We start from the raw sequence: 21,868 nt of genomic DNA, 5'->3' as shown, positions 1-21,868 counted from the left end.
TTAAATGTTACTTAAAATCAATGCCGATGATTGGGTCAAAAAAACTTTTAGCATTCTCACTCGTTTTACTTGTAAAAATTTCTGCTACAGCTCAGATAAAACTTCCTGCTTTAGTTGCAGACAATATGGTTTTACAGCAACAGGCAAAAGTCAATTTATGGGGATGGGCTGCCCCAAACGAAAAAATTACTATTAAATTAGGCTGGTCGGATCTTCCAGTTGATGTCGTGGCCGACGCCGCTGGAAATTGGAAAACGACAGTAGCAACACCCAATGGAAGTCAGAAAACATATGAGATTACGCTTAATGCTTCTAATACGATTACTTTAAAAAATGTGCTTGTTGGAGAAGTTTGGCTGTGTTCGGGACAATCTAATATGTTTTTTCCTGTCGGAAGAGAAGAAGGAACTTGGAAAACGGGTGTTAAAAACTATGAAGAAGAAGTTAAAAATGCCATATTTCCAGATATTCGACTTTTTACTGTAGCGCTAAATGCTTCTCAACAACCTGTAGAAGATGTTATCGGAAGCTGGAAAGTTTGCAGTCCTGAAAGCATTAAAACCTTCTCTGCAGTAGCTTATTTTTTTGGAAGAGATTTGTATAAAAAATTAAATGTGCCAATAGGATTAATTTCGACTTCTTGGGGCGGCACAAAAGCAGAAGCTTGGACGGCCCAAAATATTTTAGAAGGAGAAACCGCCTTTTTACCGATTCTTCAGGAAGATGCCAAAAATGAAAAAAGCTATCAGGAAAAACTTGAAGCCTATTATTTGGCTTTGACCAATGAACGAATTTCGAATGCAGCAAATGCTCCAAAATCGCAATTGAAAAAGCCTAAAAAAGAACCAAACAAAACGTCTTATGTTTTGTATAATGCAATGTTGCATCCGTTGGTAAATTATACGATTAAAGGCGCAATTTGGTATCAGGGCGAAAGCAATTCAGGAAAAGCCTATTTGTACAGAACTTTATTTCCAGCAATGGTAAAAAGCTGGAGAGACGAGTGGAAGCAGGGCGATTTTCCTTTTTACTATGTTCAGATAACACCGCATAAAGGACAAAATGCAGCAATTCGAGAAGCACAATTAATGTCGCTGAAAGCAATACCAAATAGCGGAATGGTAGTGACAACAGACGTTGGCGATGCACAAAACATTCACCCAATAGACAAACAAACTGTGGGGTATAGATTGGCTTTAATTGCTCGCGCCAAAACTTATGGTGAAAACAAATTGGTTTATTCTGGTCCCATTTATAATCATATGAAAATTAAAAAACAGAAAGCACAATTGTTTTTTGATTATGCCGAATCGGGACTGAAAAAGAATGGAGATGTTTTAAAAGAATTTGAAATCGCAGGAGAAGATCAAATCTTTTATCCGGCTGACGCGAAAATTGACGGGAAAACAATAATCGTTTCTTCTGCAAAAGTAAAAGAGCCGGCGGCAGTGCGTTTTGCATGGAAAGCCGTTCCAGAACCCAATTTATTCAATAATGATAATTTACCAGCTTCCCCCTTTAGAACAGATGATTGGGTGGAGGTTGAAAAAAGATAAAGAATAAAGAATAAAGAATAAAGAATAAAGAATAAAGAATAAAGAATAAAGAATAAAGAATAAAGAATAAAGAATAAAGAATAAAGAATAAAGAATAGTCTGCTTAGTTCGCGGATCTGTGAGAGAATTTAAATTTAAAATCAAATGAATAGAAGACAGTTTATAATCGGGAATTCTCTGGCTGTTATGGGATTGTGTCTTCCGTTTTCGACGAAAGCCTTTACTTTTTTAGAAGACCCCAAACTTTCAGATTTCGAAAAAAGGCTAAAACCTGTAGGACGTGCTTTAGAGTTTGAAGAGTATTACGTTTGGTGCAATAGCCCGATTGAAGGTCCTGACGGAAAAATTCATGTGTTTTTTTCGCGATGGAAAAAATCAAAATCGATGAGCGGCTGGATCAACGGTTCTGAAATTGCGCACGCCGTTGCAGACAAGCCAGAAGGTCCTTACGAATATGTGAGCACCATTTTAGCGCCAAGAGGCGAAGGTTATTGGGACGCCACAACTTGTCATAATCCGAGCATTCATTTTGTAGACGGTAAATACGCTCTTTTTTTTATGGGAAATTCTAATGGAAAAATGAACACCAAACGCATTGGTTTAGCACTTTCAGATTCGCTTTACGGTCCGTGGGAGCGACCAGACGAGCCTTTATTATTGCCAGGGGAAAAAGGCGAATGGGACGATCTGCTCACTACGAATCCTTCTTTTTTAAAACATCCAAACGGAGAATATTGGCTGTATTATAAATCATTAGATACAGAAAATTATGAGCATCCGAAATATCCAATAAAAGGAAATAGAAAATATGGTTTGGCAATATCAAAATCGCTAAAAGGACCTTACGTAAAATTTCCAAATAATCCTGTAGTCGATTTTTCAAAACTCGGAGACAACAAACAATGCGAAGATGCTTTTGTTTGGTACGAAAATAAAAAGTTTAAAATGCTGGCAAGAGATATGGGCGTTTTCGGAATGGATTACGGTCTCTACATGGATTCTGATGATGGAAAGCATTGGAATGCGCCGTTGGTTGCGTATCAGCCTTTAAATAAATACATTAAACAGCCTGAAGCGCCGAAACATTTAAATCGTTACGGTCGTGCCGAGCGTCCGCAACTTTTGTTTCAAAAAGGAAAAGCAACCTATCTGTTTACAGCTTCGCAAGGAGGTAAATATGAAACTTCTTCGGCTTTTATTTTTAAAATAGAATAAAAAATAATGTGTAGAATGTCTAACAATTAAAGTAAAAAAATGGAAAATAATACAATTAGAAATGCTTTTACAATGCAATTGAAATCTGGTTTTGAAGCAGAATATAAAACGAGACATGATCAAATATGGCCAGAATTGTTGCAGTTGCTTTCAGAAAGTGGCATACAGGATTATTCTATATTTTTAGATGAAGAAAGCGGAATCCTTTTCGGTGTTCAAAAATTAAATGCAGCATTTGACCGTTCTAAACTTTCCTGCCATCCTTTAATGAGAAAATGGTGGAATTATATGAGCGATATAATGGATGCGAATCCAGATAATTCACCAAAAACAAAAGCGCTCACAGAAGTTTTTTATTTGGATTAACAGAATTGTGACGCTTCACTAATCAAAAAAACTATTAATTAAATACTAATGAAAAATACTTTAAAGGTTCTAATTTTCATCATTGGCTTTTTTCAAATTTCATTTGCGCAAAATTATGCCAATGATACATTTCCAGACGGAAGTCCGATTACCAATTGGTTTAAAGATTATGCTAAAATTCAATTGAAAAATTTAGGAAAACAATATGTCATCACTGATTTTGGTGTTAGTAAGGATAGCACTAAAATGCAGACCGTTCAGATTCAGAAAGTAATAGACAAAGCAGCCGCAAGTGGCGGAGGTGTAATTGTGGTTCCGAAAGGCGTTTATTTGAGTGGTGCTTTGTTTTTTAAACCCAAAACTGCTTTGTATGTTGCTGAAGGAGGTGTGCTTAAAGGATCAGATAACATTGCCGATTTTCCGATTATGCCTTCGCGAATGGAAGGGCAGAATCTAGATTATTTTCCGGCACTTGTTAACGCGTACGGCGTAGATAATTTTTCGATTTCTGGGAAAGGAACCATTAATGGAAATGGCAAAAAATATTGGGAAGCTTTTTGGCAGCGTCGTAAAGAAAACCCGAAATGCACCAATCTTGAAGTGTCGAGACCAAGATTGGTTTTTGTGTGGAACTCCAACAATGTACAGCTTCAAGATGTAAAATTGATCAACTCTGGTTTTTGGACGAATCACTTTTATAAATGCAATAATGTAAAATTATTGGATTTGTATATTTTCTCACCTCATATCGAAATCAAAGCGCCAAGCACAGATGCCATTGATATTGATATCTGCACTAATTTTTTAGTAAAAGGCTGTTATATGTCTGTTAATGACGACGCGATTGCTTTAAAAGGCGGAAAAGGCCCTTATGCAGATCAAGACAAAAATAACGGTCCGAACAGCAATATTATAATCGAAGATTGCAATTTTGGTTTCTGTCATTCTGCCTTAACCAACGGTAGTGAATCGATTCATAACAAAAACGTGATTATGAGAAACTGCAAAATCGATGGCGCTTCGCGCATGCTTTGGCTGAAAATGCGACCAGATACTCCGCAACGATATGAATATATAAGAGTAGAAGATATAAAAGGAAGCGCTAAAAACTGTTTGGCGATTTTTGCTTGGAAACAATTTTTCGATTTAAAAGGGCGTCCCGATATTCCGTTATCTTACGGAGATCACGTGACTTTAAAAAACATAGATCTCAAATGCGAGACTTTTTATGGAGTAGAAAATGATCCAAACGTTCGCTTGTCCAATTTCACTTTTGAAAACATGAATATCGAAGCAACAAAAACCACTGTAGATAAAAGTCTGATTAACGGTGTAACTTTTAAAAATGTGTATGTGAATAAGAAGTTAGTGGAATAGTTTCAATATAACATAAGTATAAAAAAAATGGCTTCGTTTGCAAACGAAGCCATTTTTTTCGGATAAAACTGTTTTACTCGTAAAAACTCGGACAAAAATTGATTTGTATAGAGAATCAAAAAAATCCGTTTTTGTCCGCGTTTTCGTGATAACGAATCTGTCTAATCTGCGTCAAATTTATACTGTTTTAATTGTACCCAACAAAGTTTATACTATTACTTTTCACTAATCACTAATCACTTTTCACTTAAAATATAATCTTTCAATGCACAATTCTTTATTTTTTTAATGCATTCTGCCACCGTCAAGGCATTGAAGTCAGCACCTTCAGTACCAGTATGGGTGTGATCTTTCGGAAAAAAGGCTTTCACTTTTTCTTTTCCTAAAATCGCATATTTTTGAGCTACGGCATCGCTTAAATCTAGGTAAAGAACATTTTCTTTCTCGGCTATCTCTTTAGACCATTTAACATACGTGTCAAAACGTTGTTCCACTTTATCATTTGGCCATTCATTTCTTGGTGTTAAGCTTAAAACAATAGGTATTGCACCTTTTTCTTTAGCCTCTCGGATCATTTTAGACATGTACCAGCCGAAAGTGTAGACCGTTTCCTTAGAGCCTTCAGGACGAGTTATTTCTTGAGTTTCATCACCAATTCCCTTTAAAGAACCTCGGAACTTTTCTTTGTCAACCGCACCTGCATCATTATGTCCAAACTGAATCAAAATGAAATTTCCAGGCTGTAACTGGTTTTTCACTTCTTCCCAAAGTCCTTCTGTGATAAAAGTTCTGGAGCTTCGACCGCCTTTTGCTTTGTTGATTACCTCAATTCTCGTCGTGTCGCAGTATTTAGGAAAAGCAACGCCCCAGCCCACAGCATCTGGAGTTCCGTTGTTGGCCATAGTGGAGTCGCCAATTAAAAAGACTTTGTTTCTTGCGGGAAGAACAATTTTCGGATTTTTTAAAATATAATTTTTTAAAGAATTCTTGCTTGCTTTCAATTCATTAATAATTACCGAAGCCGACATGACAGCGCCTTTTGCCGAAGTATGCGTATGATCTCTTTTGTAAAAATAAGTATCCGTAATTTTAGATTCGCCTAGTTTTTCCATTTCAAGCGCCATCTTTTCATTTAAATTAATAAAAGTCACTTTTTCTTTTTCGGCAATTTGTTTTGCCCAAAGTCCGTATGAATGGTCATTTCTAGGTACTTTTCCGTCTTTCCAATCGTTCCTCGGAATTGGCGAACACACAATCGGAATCGCGCCTTTTGATTTTGCTTCACGAATTATTTTCTGAATATACCAGCCGTAACTATGAACCGTTTCATGTTTCTTCGTCAGGATATTATCAATTTCCTGCGTTTCGTTTCCAATTCCTTTAATTGTTCCGCGGGCGCGAAGACTATCGTTTATTGGTCCGTCGTCATTATGTCCAAACTGAATCAAAACATAATCGCCTTTTTTGAGTTTGTTCAAAACGGCTGTCCACAAACCTTTATCCTGAAAAGTACGGCTGCTCGTACCACCGAGAGCATGATTTTCGACATGGATCTTGCTTGTATCTAAAAACTGCCCGATAAAATCTCCCCATCCCCAAAGTCCGCCGTCGCCTTTGCCTGTTCCGTTTTTTACAGTCGAGTCGCCAACGGTATAAAGTGTAGGTTTGGAATCTTCTCTAAAAGTAAAATTGAAGAATAACAGTGCTAAAAGAAGTAAAGAAAGTACTTTAGTTAATTTCATATTTTTTTAATTGTGAGTTGTGAAATGTGAGTTGTGAAATGTGAGCTGTTAATGATTAAAAGTAACTTGGCCTTCGACTCCGCTCAGGCTGACAATGGTTTCATTTGTCAAGCTGAGCGAAGTCGAAGCCAACTTGAAACTTGAAACCTGAAACCTGAAACAAAAAAACTAAATCCCCCTAAAATCAAACCACAAATCCATCTTGATCCCATCATCGCCTTTTTTGATTCTAATATTCGTGGGCTGACTTTGCGGGCCTTGCTGTTCCAAAGGTTTAAAATCTCTCATGGCTGGAATTTCATACATAAAAGAAATGTCTCCTTCAGGGAAATCAGGTTGTGGATAACTCCCCTGAAAACCATTTTTAGGGAGGTCGGGCGTAAACAATCTCAAAAACAAATTATCCGATTCGCTGAAAATTTTAAACGATGAAGTCCCTGCTTTTAAATCGGCATTCAATAAATTGGCATGATAGCCTTTAAATTCAGGATAGATGAGGTTTTTGAAACTTTCTCCTGTAATTGTATTGTTGTAATCCTTTTGCCAAAAACCGTACGTTGTGCCTTTTATGCGGTTTTTCCAAACACGATACGGACCTCTTCCAAACCATTTAATTCCGGTAACCTCTTTTTCAGGAAAGCTGAACGTAATACCAAAAGCATTGATTTTATCTTCAAAAAAAGCACCGTCAAAACCATCTCCGCCCGAAGCATTTTTTAAAGCCAGCAATTCCATTTTTAATCTTCCGTCAGCTTCCATGATCCATTTTATAGACGATAAACCGCCATTATAATTAACTTGACAAATTGCTTTTTCGCCTTCTTGCGAAATTTGAATGTCTTTCAATTTGGCTTTCATTCCAATGGGACGAGGACCATTTGTAAGCGGAATCACATTTGATGCACTGCTGATTTTTCGAATTTCACCCGTTGCAGCATCAATAATAACCGTTACCTCGTTTGCTTTCAATGTAATTTCAGAATTGGTTTTGGTAACCGAAGCTTTTGCTTTTGTGTTTTGAGCCGCCAAAAATTTAGAAGCATAAAATTTAGCTTTATGAATAGGCCAAGTCCAAGTATAAATTTCCTTATTGAAATGATCAAAAGCCATAATCGATAAAATATCGCCTTCAAAGAAATTTTGAGGAACAGCCAACTTAATTTTTCTGGTTTCGCCCGGATTAATGCTCGGAATTTCAATTTTACCAGAACTTATTTCCTGAGCTGTTTTATCGGCATATAAAATAGTTGGGTCTGCTTTTAAAACTTTAAATTCCATTTTGCAGGAATTCAAATTGCTGAACAAATAATCATTCGTAATTAAAAAAGAACCGTCGAAAATGTCTGTAATTTGTTTGGTCTGAAACTGAATCGGCGCCCAGATTTCTTTTACGGCAAAATAACTTCCTTCTTTTTCGCGATGAGGTCCCAGAATTCCATCGGCGGCGAGAGAACCTTTAGAATCAAATTGTTGTTCGCCTTTCCAATCAGAACGTTTTACTGCTTCGTCGAGCATCGCCCACATAAAACCTCCAGCAAACAGCGGACTTTCTTTGTATCGATTCCAAAAATCTTCCAGAGCTGCACCGTGGCCATTATCATAAGTTCCGTGCATAAATTCAGTTGGAAAAAATACATTTTCACCCGAATTAAAACGATGCATTCCTGTTAAATACGTTGGATAATGATGCGTGTCCCAACCATCAAAATCGGCCCACGGATGAATCACAATTCTTTTCTGCGGATCATTTTCAGCAAAAACTTTATCAACTTCATAATTCCACCCGCCTTCATTTCCATTATCCCAAATAATGACTGACGGATGATTTACATCTCTCGCAATCATTTCTTTGGCGAGTTTAGTTCCGGTTTCCGTATCATACGAATTTTGCCAGCCCGCCAGTTCATTCAAAACAAAAAGACCAAGAGAATCGCACACATCCAGAAAATGATCATCTGGCGGATAATGCCCGCGAACCGCATTCATATTCATGTCTTTAATCAATCTGACATCCAGTTCGCTTATGCGTTTGCTTGTACTGCGTCCGCCTTCAGGCCAAAAGGAATGACGGTTAATTCCTTTCATGATGATTTTAGTGCCGTTTACGTAAATTCCGTCTTGTTTTCTGAATTCTAAAGTTCTAAAACCAATCTTTTTATGATATTCGTGAACAATGCTTCCGTTTTGTTTTAAAACCAGTTTTAAGTCGTATAAATTGGGATTTTCGGGATCCCATGGTTTAATATTTTCCCATTTTGCCGAAATGGTTTCTTTTGTGTTTTTCGCTTTAAGCGGAAATGAAAAAGCTGGAAAAATTTCACCCTTTTTACCTGAAATGGAAGCTTCTAAAATGGTGTTTTTTAAAATGTTCTGCAGATTCAAATCAACCGTAATCGAACCGTCCATTTTTGGATTTACTGCAATGTTTTGAATCTGAGTTTTAGGCGAAACTTCCAGCCAAACCGGACGGTAAATACCGCCAAAAAGCCACCAGTCTGCTCTTCTTTCCGCATTATTTACAGACTTGTTAGCAGAATGTTTCCAGATATGAACTTCTAAAGTATTTTTAGAACCCAATTTTAAAAGAGATGAAATATCATATTTGAATTCATAAAATCCGCCTTGATGAATCGGCCCTGCAATTTTTCCGTTGATTTTTACCTCAGTGTCGGTCATAGCGCCTCCAAAAGCGATAAGAACCGTTTTGTCTTTATAATCAGTAGGAACATCAAATTCATATTTATAAAGACCTTCTTCCTTACTTGGTTCTTTCTGATTGAGTTCTTTGTACCAGCGTCCGTATGTGTATTCGCCAAAACCTTCCAATTCCCATTGCGACGGCACATTTATTTTTGTCCAAACTTTGCTGTTATTGCCATCAGTACAATAAAAGTTCCATTGTGCAGGATGTTCAAAATCTACTCCAGAAAGATAAATTTTATCAGTCTGTTGGGCATTGGCATTAAAAAGAAAAGCATTAAAAAAAAGAAATCCGAAAATGGTTTTTGAAAGTCTGCTGTTCATACAAATTTGGTTGGTTTTGTTGTTTTTTTTCTCCTACTCTTTGAGGTTTGAAAGAAATTGTGATATCAAATCTAATTGTTCGATTTAGATATTGTATCCTGTACTATGATGTTAAAAAATGTAAGATAGTTTTAAAAATTAGTATTTTCTTTAAATTTCTAAAATCAGGTAGGTACAGGATACTATCCGATAAAAAAACAAAGAAATTGCAACTACATTATTTAATTGATAAAATAATAAAGTAAAAATTGTATTATTCAAATTTCAATAATTATCAATATTTTGAATTTTTATGAGAATTAAAAAACAAACTATTTGCACTTTAGCCGTCTTGTTTCTGTCATCGACTCTTTTCATTTTTGGACAGGAAAAAGCGCCAATTCGTAAGATTCATTATGTACCCGAAGGCAATAGTTTTGTTTTAAAAAACGGAACACGAAAATTCAATAGAGCACTTTATGGTTCTAATACCGCGTTTAGAGTTGAAACGGGAGATCTGCCAGAATTTGCTATGTATATGCCTGGAATGGGGGGCAATTTTAAATTGGCTCTCGTAAACGGAAAAGATAGCAAATGGATCACCGAAGCTTCTAAAATTGATACCCGATATGTTTTAGGAACGATGCATTACACCATTGAAGATCCTATTTTAGAAAATGGAAAATTGTTTGTAGACGTTGCAGCATTAAAAGAAAGCGAAGGTTTTATCGTAAAGATATATGGTGAAAAACTGCCTAAGAAAATCAATTTCGTTTGGGCTTTTGGAGGCGCAACAGGAAAGAAATTCAGCCGTGACGGCGATATTGGTGCAGATCCAGAATCAGTTTTTTATCTACAGCCTCAATATTGTCTCGGCAATAAATATACCCTTAAAAAAGAATCTTTTGTTTTAGAATATGGTTCAGAAAGCAACCGTCAGAAAACAGGAAATAACAGAATATTAAGTGGCTTTTTTCCAGGTTCGGATGTTCATTTGGCTAATGCCGATTTGCAGAAAAATCCGTTAGAATTGTTTGAATCTAAAGCGGAATCATTGCCTTTAATCAGCGGAAAAACAAACTCTATTTCTGCAAAAGGCGATTATTGGCTTTTTGTTCCCGAAGTTTCAAAAACAAATTATACTCAAAAATCTATTGCTGAACTTTATACAAAAGCGGTTCAAGAAACACATCTTTTAGCCAATCGAATTAAAGTAAAAACGCCTGACGATTACATTAATACGTTAGGTGCTGCATTGGCGATTGCTTCTGACGGAATTTGGGAAAGTCCTGCTTATCTGCACGGTGCGATTGCGTGGAGAATGTATTTAAATGCGTGGCGTGGTGCTTATACGGCAGATCCTTTGGGCTGGCACGACAGGGCGAAAACGCATTTTACAAGTTACAGCAACTCGCAGGTAACTTCTCCGGAAAGCGGACCAGTGGTTTTTGATGAAGAAAAAAATCTGGCAAGACAGAAAGAAGAAATTGGGACATCGATGTTTAGCAGCGGTTACATCAGCCGAAGTCCGAACAAGAATAATGTCGCCCATCATTATGATATGAATTTGGTTTTTTTCGATCAGATGTTTCGTCATTTTAAATGGACAGGCGATACTGCTTTTCTAAAAGAAATGTGGCCAACAATTGAACGACATTTAAATTGGGAAAAAAGAAATTTTGATCCAGACAATGACGGACTTTATGATGCTTATGCTTCGATATGGGCGAGCGATGCTTTGCAGTACAGTGGCGGCGGCGTTATTCATTCCTCTGCTTATAATTATTATGCGAATAAAATGGCAGCTGAACTCGCGAAAAAAGTAGGAAAAGACGAAACACCTTATCTAAAAGAAGCAGATAAAATTTTAAAAGCTGTAAACCAACAGCTTTGGATTTCGAATAAGGGAATTTTTGCCGAATATAAAGACGCTTTAGGAAATCGGTTATTGCACGATTCGCCTGGCGTTTGGAGCATTTACCATACCATCGATTCAGAATTGTCGAATCCTTTTGAAAGTTATCAAATGCTGGATTATGTAAACAATCAGATCCCGTATATTCCGATTTCGGCAGAAGGATTGGACAAAAAAGATCTTTATGTAATCAGCACGACTAATTGGCAACCTTATACTTGGTCAACGAATAACGTCGCCTTGGCCGAACAATTGCATACTTCGCTGGCTTTCTGGCAAGGCGGACAATCTGAAAAAGCGTATGCAATGTGGGAAAGCGCTTTGATAGAAAGTATGTATTTGGGCGCTTCGCCTGGGGGTTTCGAACAGCTTTTGTTTCAGGATGCTATGCGAGGCGAATTGTACCGTGATTTTGCTGATCCCATTGGTATGGCATCGCGAACTTTGGTCGAAGGACTTTTCGGGATTCAGCCTGATGCTGTAAATGGAGTTTTGACTATTCAGCCTGGTTTTCCTGAAAAATGGAATAATGCTTCGTTAGCAATTCCGGATATTTCAATTGATTTTAAAAGAGAAAACAAAGAAGAAAACTATTCGATTAAGAATCAGTTTTCGGCAAAAATGAATTTGAAATTGATTTTGAATTCGTCTTTTGAAGCTGTAGAAAGTATTCTGGTTAATGGAAAATCAGTTTCATGGAAGTTGGTTGCTGAAAGTATCGGAAAACCAAAAATCAGTATTGAAGCTCCTTACAGTTCAAATTATGATATTCAGATTAAATGGAAAGGAAATGTTTTGGAAAATGCTAAAGTAAAAGATTCCTATTCTGTTAATGAAACTTTAGAATTTACAACATCAAAAGCTCAGATTCTTTCGGTTTATGATCCGCAACAGATTTTAAGTGGAGTTTTAAAAAAAGAACATTCGCTTAAAGCGAAAGTAAATTCGTCTGGTGAGAAAGTATTTTTTGTTGAATTAAAACAAGGAGAACTGACTTGGTGGAATCCCGTTCATTTGAATGTAAAAGCTGAAAAACAATCAGTGGAAAACAATATCAATTGGGATTTACCGCTAGATAAAGCAGCGAAAGTAGAGACAGTTTCATTATCATCTTATTTTAATTCAAAAGTCACGGACATTTTTAATTACGAATATTTGTCGCCAAGACCTAAAACAGTGACGTTACAATTGCCAAAACAAGGAATTGGAAACTGGTGTTATCCCAATGTAATGGTAAAAATAGATGATTCGGGTCTTCGCGAAAAAGCGAAACAAAATGGTCAAATAAAAACGCCAAATGGAATTCCGTTTCAAACGCCATCAGATGAAAATCTGAAGAATATCGCTTTCACTTCGATGTGGGATAATTTTCCCGAAAGCATTAATATTCCGTTAAACGGAAAAGCTTCACACGCTTATTTTATGCTGGCCGGAACAACAAACCCAATGCAAAGCCGAATTGTAAATGGAGAAATCACAGTAAATTATACGGACGGAACTTTGGAAGTTCTACAATTGAAAAACCCAGAAAACTGGTGGCCAATCGAACAGGATTATTTTATTGACGGACTTGCTTTTACAACCGATGCTCCAAGACCGCCGAGAGTTTATTTTAAAACAGGCGAAATCTCAAGAGATTTCAAAGATTTTAAAGCTATAAAAGGTTTCAGCAGTTATGGAGTGGAAGGCGGTGCAGGAACGATTTTAGATTTACCGTTAAATAAAAACAAAACCTTAAAAAGTCTGACTTTGAAAACAATCGCCAATGATGTTGTGATTGGGTTGATGAGTGTTACTTTAATGAGGTAATGTGTCAATTAGATAATTAGATAATGAGATAATTGTATAAATGGGGCTTCTCCCGAAGCCTCGGGACCGCTCAGCCTGACACGCAAAGTAAACAAGCCTTATCTGTCAGACTGAGCGGAGTCGAAGCCAACCTAAAACCTGAAACTTGAAACTTGAAACAAAAAAACTAACCCAAACTAACCACATGAAAAACTATCAACTCATAACCGTATTCTTATTTTCGATTTCGGCTTTGGCGCAGAAAATTGATCGAAAGGCTTTGGTGACAAGGCACAATGTTCAAATTTCGGCTATCGATACTTTGGCGTCTTTAACGGTCGGAAACGGTGCTTTTGCCTTTACGGTTGATGCCACCGGACTGCAGACTTTCCCGAAAACCTATCAGCATGGAATTCCGCTGGGAACTCAGTCAGAATGGGGATGGGACAGTTATAAAAACACAGAGAATTATAAATTTTCTGAAACCTTACGAGATTACAAACAATACGGAAGAGCCATTTCGTATACCGTTCAAATTAAAGAGCCGAAAAGAAGAGTGGATGCTGTAAACTGGTTCAGACAGAATCCGCATTTGTTGCAGTTAGGGAATCTGGGCTTTGAAATTACCAAAAAAGACGGCAGTTTGGCACAGTCATCTGATGTAAAAGCGATTTCGCAAAAACTGAATGTTTGGACGGGAGAAATAGAAAGTTATTTTGAAATTGAAGGAACTCCAGTAACGGTTCTAACGGCTTCACATCAGGAAAAAGATGAAATTGGCGTAAAAGTAAAATCAGATTTGTTAAAGGAAAAACGTTTAAAAATTAGCTTGAGAATTCCGTTTCCAACCGGTGATTGGGCCGACATGGGAACCAAATATGAAGGAAAGCAGGATTATAAAAGTGAGCTTGTAGAAAAATCTAAGACCGAAGCCGTTGTGACGCATAAAATGGACAGTATTTCGTATAAGGTGAATTTCAGCTGGAAAGGAAATGCTAAAATCAAAAAAGCATCCGATCATTATTTTGTGATTGAAGCTTCAGATACCAATACATTGGAGTTGAGTGCGCTTTTTGCTTTAGAAAAGAAATTGGTTAAGAATTCTTCATTTGCCGATATTCAGAACAGCAGTATAAAAGGCTGGGAGAAATTCTGGAAAAGTGGTGCCGCTGTAGATTTTTCTGGCAGTACAGATAAGCGTGCGAATGAATTGGAGCGAAGAATAATTTTATCGCAGTATTTGACAAAAGCACAATGTACAGGAAAAGTTCCGCCACAGGAAACTGGCTTGACTTATAACAGCTGGTACGGAAAACCACACCTAGAAATGCATTGGTGGCATGGTGTTCATTTTGCACTTTGGGGCCGACCAGAATTGCTGGAAAAAAGTCTTCCGTGGTATCAAAAAGTTTTTGATAAAGCGAAAAATATTGCCAAAAGACAAGGTTTTGAAGGGGCTAGATGGCAGAAAATGGTGGATGCAGACGGAAATGAAAGTCCATCTTCTGTAGGATCATTTTTAATTTGGCAACAGCCGCATTTTATTACTTATGCCGAATTAATGTACAGAGCTAACCCAAATAATTCTACTCTGAATTTATATAGCGAACGTGTTTTTGCGACGGCGGATTTTATGGCTTCGTTTGCTCATTATGATGAAAAAAGTGACCGTTATGTGTTAGGTCCGGGTGTGATTCCGGCGCAAGAACGTTTTAAAGCAATGGAAACTTTCAACCCAACTTACGAATTGGCGTATTGGAACTGGGCTTTGAAAACTGCCATTGTCTGGAAGAAAAAACTAAATCAGAAAGTACCTGAAAAATGGGAAACGGTATTGGCTAAATTATCAAAACTTCCTGTGGCTGATAATGTATATCTGGCAACAGAAAGCGCCATAGATTCTTATACGAATCCAGAATTTAAAACGGATCACCCTTCTGTACTAGGAACTTTCGGAATGTTGCCTGAAACGTCGCTTTTAGACAAAAAAATCATGAAAAACACTTTTGATCTGGTTTGGAATACTTGGTCCTGGGACAAAACATGGGGCTGGGATTTCCCGATGACAGCGATGTCGGCGGCAAGATTGAATATGCCTGAAAAAGCAATAGACGCTCTTTTTATGAACGTAACAACGAATACTTATTTAAAAAACGGACATAATTACCAAGCCGAAAGGTTAACGCTTTATCTTCCGGGTAACGGCGGGATTTTAACTGCAGTTGCCATGATGTGCGCCGGTTGGGACGGGTCGACAGAAGAAAATCCGGGTTTCCCAAAAGACGGTACATGGAAGGTAAAGAGCGAAGGATTTAAAAAAATGTTTTAGTTAAGGGACCGGAGTTGCAAAGGGGCAAAGGGACAGAGGTTTTGAGCTGGAGTGAAAGAAATCTCGCAAAGCCGCAGAGTCGCAAAGATTTTTGAACCATATAAGTTATATAAGAGATTTTAAGTAAAAAACGCACTATTTTGTCATTTCGACGGAGGAGAAATCACACTAGAAATTCCGTAAAGTGTGTAGACAATCTTTGGCGATATTCGAGTGTGATTTCTCCTTTCAGTCGAAATGACAAACTTTGATGAAAAACTTCGCGCCTCTGCGACTTTGCGAGAAATAAACTTCGCGCCTCTGCGACTTTGCGAGAAATAAACTTCGCGTGTCTAGCGTAAACCCTTGCGCTCTTTGCGGTTAAATTTTAAGTAACAAACTATGAAGAATAAAGTCTTTTTAATACTATTTCTTTTCGTGAGTCTGAATATATTCAGTCAAAGACAAATGGAAAGTCTTGACCGTGGTGTGATTGCTATAAAAAATAAAGATCAGGTTTTTATTAGCTGGAGAGTTTTAGGAACAGATCCAGATGATCTGGCTTTTAATTTATATCGAAAAAGCGGCAGCAAGAAAGCGGTTTTATTAAACGATAAACCCATAACAGGGGCAACCCATTTTATTGATTCAAAAGCTGATTCAAAAGCCGAAAATACATGGTTTGTAAAAACGGTTTTAAAAGGAAAAGAATCAGAAGCACCAGGGAGTTTTACGCTTTCTGCCAATGCTCCAGAGAAACAGTATCTTTCCATAAAACTAAAAGAAATTGAAGGATATAGTGCTAACGATCTTTCGGTTGGTGATTTGGATGCCGACGGTCAATACGATCTGATTGTTCACATGACAGGAAAAGGACATGATAATTCGCAGACAGGAATTACAGATCCGCCTATTTTTCAGGCTTATAAACTCGATGGAACATTTTTATGGCAGATTAATCTCGGAAAAAACATTCGCGAAGGCGCACATTATACACAGTTTATGGTGTACGATTTGGATGGAGATGGGATGGCGGAATTGGTTTGTAAAACGGCCGACGGAACTACAGATAGCGAAGGAACTTTTGTTGGCGATGCATCAAAAGACTGGGTTGACAGAGATTCAAATTCGAAAACGTATGGTAAGATTTTAAAAGGTCCTGAATATCTTTCGGTTTTTGATGGCAAAACAGGAAAACTGATAACCACTGTAGATTATATTCCGGAGCGCGGTGATTTAGCAGGCTGGGGTGGAAACGGGGGAAGCGGTGGAAATGATACAAAAGGAAACCGAATGGATCGTTTTTTGGCGTGTGTGGCGTATTTAGACGGCGTTCATCCAAGTGTGGTTATGTGTCGCGGTTATTACGGAAGAACGGTTTTAGCCGCTTGGGATTTTAAAAATAAAAAACTGACTTCAAGATGGGTTTTCGATAGTAAAAATGCAGAAAATCCGTATTCTGGAATGGGAAATCATAATTTAACAGTTACCGATATCGATAACGACGGAAAAGATGAAATCATTTACGGATCAATGTGTGTTGACGATAACGGACAAGGTTTGTACACAACAGGTTTCAGGCATGGTGATGCAATGCATGTTTCCGATCTTGATTTGGATACGCCAGGTTTAGAGGTTTTTAATATTCATGAAATCGAAAACAAAACGACTGGTCCAGGTGTCACGTTTTTTTCTGCAAAAGATGGAAAAGTCTTGTTTACAGATTCTCTAGACGGCGATGTCGGTCGCGGTGTTGCAGATAATATTGATTTAACTAGAAAAGGGGCGCAATGCTGGTGGTCTGGTTCTCCGTATTTGCATGATATGAAAGGCAATACTATTGGAAAAGCGCCAAGTTCGACTAATTTTTTAATTTATTGGGATGGCGATACTTCGAGAGAACTTTTAAATTCGAATTATATTGATAAATACAATGTAGGAAGATTGTTTACGGCAGAAGGCGCGGTTGCTAACAACGGTACAAAATCGACTCCAGGACTTTCTGCGGATATTTTAGGAGACTGGCGCGAAGAATTAATATTGAGATCTGAAGATAATAAAGAGCTTAGAATTTATTCTACCATAATTCCAACCAATGTTCGACAATATACTTTAATGCACGATCCGCAATACCGTTTGAGTGTTGCTTGGCAGAATGTAGGTTACAATCAGCCGCCGCATACTAGTTTTTATATGGGATTTGGAATGAATCCCGCTCCAAAACCCAATATCGTTTTGATTTCTTCAAAAAAATAAAATTAGGAAAGAGGATAGTTCTTAAACGTAATTTTTTCTGATGTTAAAAATATTTTTAAGATTTATAAGTTCTCGATTAGTTTTTTTTTGCTTAAGAACGCCTTAAAATGGTTTCATCTTATAAAATGAAACCATTTTAAGGCGTTCTATTTTATGTAGTTAAAAAATAATTGTTTAAATTTATTTCGAAAATAACTGCCTTAAAAAGAAACAATTTCGAAGCCTCTACATGTGATATTTTAAGTGGGCCAATCTAAAGTTGCCCGAAATGTTTGTTACATAATATTGATTACAAGTTCCCAAAAAAAACAAAATTAAATCAATATAATCGAATGAGTTATTGGCAATTTAGAGTTTTAAATTTAAAACATTTGGCTCTTGTCTTATTGTGCTGTTGCAGTAACTTAAGCTTTGCACAGCAGGATACCAGCAGTATTGCAACTGCAAAAAAAATAAGGCTTGACGAAGCAATTTTATTAGGAATAAAAAATAACCGGCAGATAAAACTGGCAAATGCTGATTTGGCAATTGCTCATGAAAATGTCGATCAGGCTAAAATTGCTAAAATGCCAAGAATAAGTTTAAACGGCGGTTACAACTATATTGGCGATCCTAAGCTATATGAAGGATTTTATGAAAGTCAGGTTACCGTCGATTACTACAATCATCAGGCCTTTGCCAATATTATTTCCTCACTGCCTATTTATACTGGAAACACTATTAACACTAGAATCAACCAGCAGGAATTAATTAGTCAAATGCAGGAATCTGCCGTTAAAATGACCGAAGCGGATCTCAAAAACGCGATAACGGAACAATATTTTACATTAGAGAAATTATACCGCCAGATTGAAGTTACAAAACAGAATATCATCAATACCGATATTCGAATCAATCAATTGAAATCTCGTGTAAAGAATGGACAAAACCTAACGAGTGATCTTTTAAGAACCGAATTGCAACAATCTAATTTTAAGGTTTCGGTCTTTAGAAGTACGAACACCATTGAGCTTATTAGTAATTATCTCGATATCTTAATTGGTTTTCCGACCAATACTATTCTAAAGCCAGAAGTGGCAGAAAGCATGATTCCGACCGAAAACATGAACTTACAGCAAAGTTTGGAAGAAGCTTTTCAGAACAGAGAAGAAATAAAACGTGCGGCTGTAAAAATTAAGTTATCAGAGTCGTCTTTGAGTTTGACCAAAAGTGGTTTTAAACCCAACTTAAATGCCAATCTGATTCTCAATACAGAATATCCTGCGCAATGGCCTAATTATGTTAATGTACTAAATTATTGGGCCGCTGGACTTTCTTTAAACTGGGATCTTTCTAGTTTCTATAATTTAAAACATCGCATAAGCGGTGACAAATTGGAAATCGACAAGAGTAATATAGCCCTAGAGGTTACTAAAGATCAAATTTCTACAGAGGTTAAAAATGCGTACGTCAGATATGCGGAAAGCAAGGAAAACATTAAAACCTACAAAAAGGATGTGGAATTGTCAATGAGCAATTACAAAATTGTGAAAAGCCGTTATGACAATGATTTTGCTTTAATCAGTGAGATTGTGGATGCCGAATTGCAATTAAACAACTCCCGAATTTCGTTAGTAAATGCCAATTTAGATTTAATCATTCAATATTACTCACTTCAATACGCAATGGGTAAACTTTAATATAGTTTTTTATGAGTGAAACAGATACACCAATTGAAGGAATTCAGAAAAGTGAAAAAAGGAGAAATAGGGTTCTCACAATATTATCTTTTGTTTTTTTAATTGCTGGCGGTTTATGGATTTTAAGTCTCTTCTTTGATTTCAGTTCCTATGAAACTACTAATAATGCTCAAGTTGAAGCTTATATAAACAACATTGCTGCAAGAGCAACAGGACATATTAAGGAAATAAAATTTGAAGCCAATCAATTGGTGCACAAGGGAGATACTTTGGTTGTTTTAGACGACGAAGAATATAGTATTAAAGTCAGACAGGCAGAAGCAGATTTAGCTATAGCCGAAGGAAATCTGCATTCGCTACAGCAAAACATAACCACTTCAGTTTCTAATCAGGCTTCTGGAAAAGAGAAACTGGCAGGAGATTTGGCAAGTTTAGAAAAGGCTCAAAAAGATTATCAGCGTTTCAAGAATATGTATGCCGATTCTGCTGTAACACGAAATCAATACGATCAGGTTATTTCTAAATTGAAATCGGAAGAAGCCTATGTTAAAGCGGGTAGAAAAGGACTGGATGCAAGCAGTTCGATTACGAAACAGAGTTCGATTAATCTCGAAGCAGCCTCAGCAACTGTTGCGAGAAAAAGGGCCGATTTGGACGCCGCGAAATTGCAGCTGTCTTATACCGCAATTTTGGCGCCTGCGGATGGCTTTGTTGGGGAACGAAATTTATCAATTGGCGAATTGATTAATGCCAATCAGACGATTGCGACTATGGTATTGACTGAAAAATTATGGATTTCAGCCAATTTTAAAGAAACTCAGATTGAAAAAATAAAGCAAGGTCAGGAAGTTACCATTACGATTGATGCCTTGGATGGAAAAGAATTTAAAGGAAAAGTAGCGGGTTTTTCTCCAGCAACGGGAGCCAAATTCTCGATGGTCGAGCCCGATAATTCAACAGGAAATTTTGTAAAAATTACACAGCGTATTCCAGTTAAAATTGATTTTGAAACTCCGTCAAAAGAGCTTCAGGAAGTACGACCAGGAATGAATGTAACCGTTGAAGTAAAAAAGTAAAAAGATGTTTGCAGGAAAAAAAAGGAGCCTTTTTACACTGACAGGATTGTACATTCTGACAATTCCTTTTTTTAATGGACTCAATGTGACGACTTATGATAATTCGCAGATTCTAGGGCATTTTGGACCTTCTACAACTGCTTTTAGTTACGCTGTTTATATTCCGATTTTTGCCATGCTTGCTTTTTTGCCTTTAGGACTAAAGTTAGGGAAACAAATAAAAGTGCGCACCATGATATTATCGGTTTCATTTTTATCGCTATTATTTAATACCGCTTCCTTGTTTGCGCCCAGTATCGCGTGGTTTGTTTTGTGCCGTTCTCTTTTGGCAATAGTTTCCATTATCGGAATATTTGCTTCAATGGTGCCCATTTTATTAAAATACAATCCGGCACTAAATATGGCTTTGATGTATGGCATTTTTCAGTTTATACAAAAGGGAAGCCAGCATTTGTATCAGTATTTAGGAGCGCATTTTGTGAGTTTTCACAATTGGACATTTGGTGTTTATTTCTTGAATGTCAATTTTCTAATTTGCATTATTTTGGCTTGGTATTTTTACAGAGCTGATGTTGCGCCTCTAAAAAGTAAATTTCAATTTGATTGGAGAGGCTGGATTATTATGATTCTGTTTTTCACTATTATTCTCTTTTTATGTGCCGAAGGACAAACTAGAAATTGGTTTAGCGATCCGAAAATAACGCTCGCTTTTGCTTGTTTGCTGATTACAGCAGGTATTTATATGCTTCATGTTCGTTTTACAGCAGAACCATTAATTAATCCCAATGTGTATAAGTTTAAAAATGTTGTTGCGGGTGCTTTTTTGATGTTTTACATTGGTTTAATGAATGGAACAGGAAGCGTTGTAACAGGGTATATGACCAATGTTCTTGGATTTGATCCCGTTCTTGGTGCAGTCACACATCTTTCTTTACTAATTGGTTTGTGTATTTCAATTCCGCTTTCGACTTATCTTTTATACAAACGCATTTATTTGGCAACTATTTGGGTGATAGGTTTTGCCTGTTATGGAATGTATCATATTACGTTATTTTTTAGATTCTATCCCGGAATTGATGCATCTGATTTTTATCTGCCATTAATTTTTAAAGGATTGGGAATGGGATTTATTTTTCCTGTTTCATTGCTTTATATTTCAGAAGGAGTTCCACCGCAATTGAGTACTTCGCGTATGATGACCGGAATTATTGCTCAGGCCGTTTTTGCTTCGTTATTGGGCGGTGCTATTTTAGGAACTTTTATTTCGAATATGAATGTACAGCACAAAACAGGTTTAAGCCAGCAACTGAGTGCGATAAACAAACAAGCTGAAAGTCAGCTAGAAAATTCGAAAAAGAAATTTTTATTCATGGGATTATCGGATTCCGAAGCGCAAAAAAAAGCAGAAAAAAGCCTTTCAAACCAGACTTCTCAAGCTGCTATTTTATTAGCCTACAAAGATATTTATCTCGCGATGTCGGCAATTTGCTTTCTGCCCATTTTTATTATTCTGCTTTTTAAACTGTGGCGAAGACCGATAGGAAGAGTGGAAGTAGAGCCGATACCGATTTGAGGGTGAAGAGGCAA

Annotated in this window: 12 protein-coding genes; 10 read left to right on the top strand and 2 right to left on the bottom strand. The window is 37.0% G+C overall.

From position 1 onward, the window contains the following. The first annotated feature begins 26 nt into the window (after window positions 1–26). From ABTV69_RS21840 to ABTV69_RS21825, 4 genes are all read left to right on the top strand, one after another. Window positions 27–1,556 (top strand): sialate O-acetylesterase, encoded by a 1,530-nt coding sequence (locus ABTV69_RS21840; RefSeq protein WP_433832624.1) that lies wholly within the window; start codon window positions 27–29, stop codon window positions 1,554–1,556. Between the two features lie 144 nt (window positions 1,557–1,700). Then, entirely contained in the window at window positions 1,701–2,771 is a 1,071-nt protein-coding gene (locus ABTV69_RS21835) for a glycoside hydrolase family protein (RefSeq protein ID WP_433832622.1), read from the top strand. Between the two features lie 39 nt (window positions 2,772–2,810). After that, window positions 2,811–3,137: an L-rhamnose mutarotase gene (rhaM, locus tag ABTV69_RS21830; protein ID WP_433832620.1), complete on the top strand. Its 327-nt coding sequence runs from the start codon at window positions 2,811–2,813 to the stop codon at window positions 3,135–3,137. 48 nt (window positions 3,138–3,185) lie between these two features. Next, window positions 3,186–4,514: a rhamnogalacturonidase gene (locus ABTV69_RS21825; RefSeq protein ID WP_433832618.1), complete on the top strand. Its 1,329-nt coding sequence runs from the start codon at window positions 3,186–3,188 to the stop codon at window positions 4,512–4,514. A 236-nt stretch (window positions 4,515–4,750) separates the two neighbouring features. Here the strand turns inward: ABTV69_RS21825 and ABTV69_RS21820 are convergent, their stop codons facing one another. Together ABTV69_RS21820 and ABTV69_RS21815 are read right to left on the bottom strand one after the other, a co-directional pair. After that, on the bottom strand, window positions 4,751–6,256 hold the full coding sequence (locus tag ABTV69_RS21820) for a rhamnogalacturonan acetylesterase (protein ID WP_433832616.1): 1,506 nt from the start codon (window positions 6,254–6,256) through the stop codon (window positions 4,751–4,753). Between the two features lie 168 nt (window positions 6,257–6,424). Then, a complete protein-coding gene (locus ABTV69_RS21815) occupies window positions 6,425–9,280 on the bottom strand; it encodes a glycoside hydrolase family 2 TIM barrel-domain containing protein (RefSeq protein ID WP_433832614.1) in 2,856 nt (951 codons plus the stop codon). A 292-nt stretch (window positions 9,281–9,572) separates the two neighbouring features. On the opposite strand from ABTV69_RS21815, the gene ABTV69_RS21810 reads away from it, so the two are divergent. From ABTV69_RS21810 to ABTV69_RS21785, 6 genes are all read left to right on the top strand, one after another. Beyond that, window positions 9,573–12,983: a DUF4450 domain-containing protein gene (locus ABTV69_RS21810; protein WP_433832612.1), complete on the top strand. Its 3,411-nt coding sequence runs from the start codon at window positions 9,573–9,575 to the stop codon at window positions 12,981–12,983. Between the two features lie 184 nt (window positions 12,984–13,167). Further along, entirely contained in the window at window positions 13,168–15,291 is a 2,124-nt protein-coding gene (locus tag ABTV69_RS21805; RefSeq protein ID WP_433832610.1) for a hypothetical protein, read from the top strand. A 447-nt stretch (window positions 15,292–15,738) separates the two neighbouring features. Further along, on the top strand, window positions 15,739–17,526 hold the full coding sequence (locus tag ABTV69_RS21800) for a rhamnogalacturonan lyase (protein ID WP_433832608.1): 1,788 nt from the start codon (window positions 15,739–15,741) through the stop codon (window positions 17,524–17,526). A 332-nt stretch (window positions 17,527–17,858) separates the two neighbouring features. After that, complete coding sequence (locus tag ABTV69_RS21795; RefSeq protein ID WP_433832606.1) at window positions 17,859–19,205, top strand: TolC family protein; 1,347 nt, start codon at window positions 17,859–17,861, stop codon at window positions 19,203–19,205. 11 nt (window positions 19,206–19,216) lie between these two features. Beyond that, the gene (locus ABTV69_RS21790) at window positions 19,217–20,281 is read left to right on the top strand and encodes an HlyD family secretion protein (protein WP_433832604.1); all 1,065 of its coding nucleotides are present in this window, start codon (window positions 19,217–19,219) and stop codon (window positions 20,279–20,281) included. Window positions 20,282–20,285: 4 nt separating this feature from the next. Further along, on the top strand, window positions 20,286–21,854 hold the full coding sequence (locus tag ABTV69_RS21785; RefSeq protein ID WP_433832602.1) for an MFS transporter: 1,569 nt from the start codon (window positions 20,286–20,288) through the stop codon (window positions 21,852–21,854). Window positions 21,855–21,868: the final 14 nt, after the last annotated feature.

Source organism: Flavobacterium anhuiense (genome assembly GCF_050990855.1).
In the GTDB taxonomy this organism is placed as follows: domain Bacteria; phylum Bacteroidota; class Bacteroidia; order Flavobacteriales; family Flavobacteriaceae; genus Flavobacterium; species Flavobacterium anhuiense_C.
Note: the sequence above shows the minus strand (reverse complement) of the source record. Positions and strands in the feature narration are given on the sequence as shown.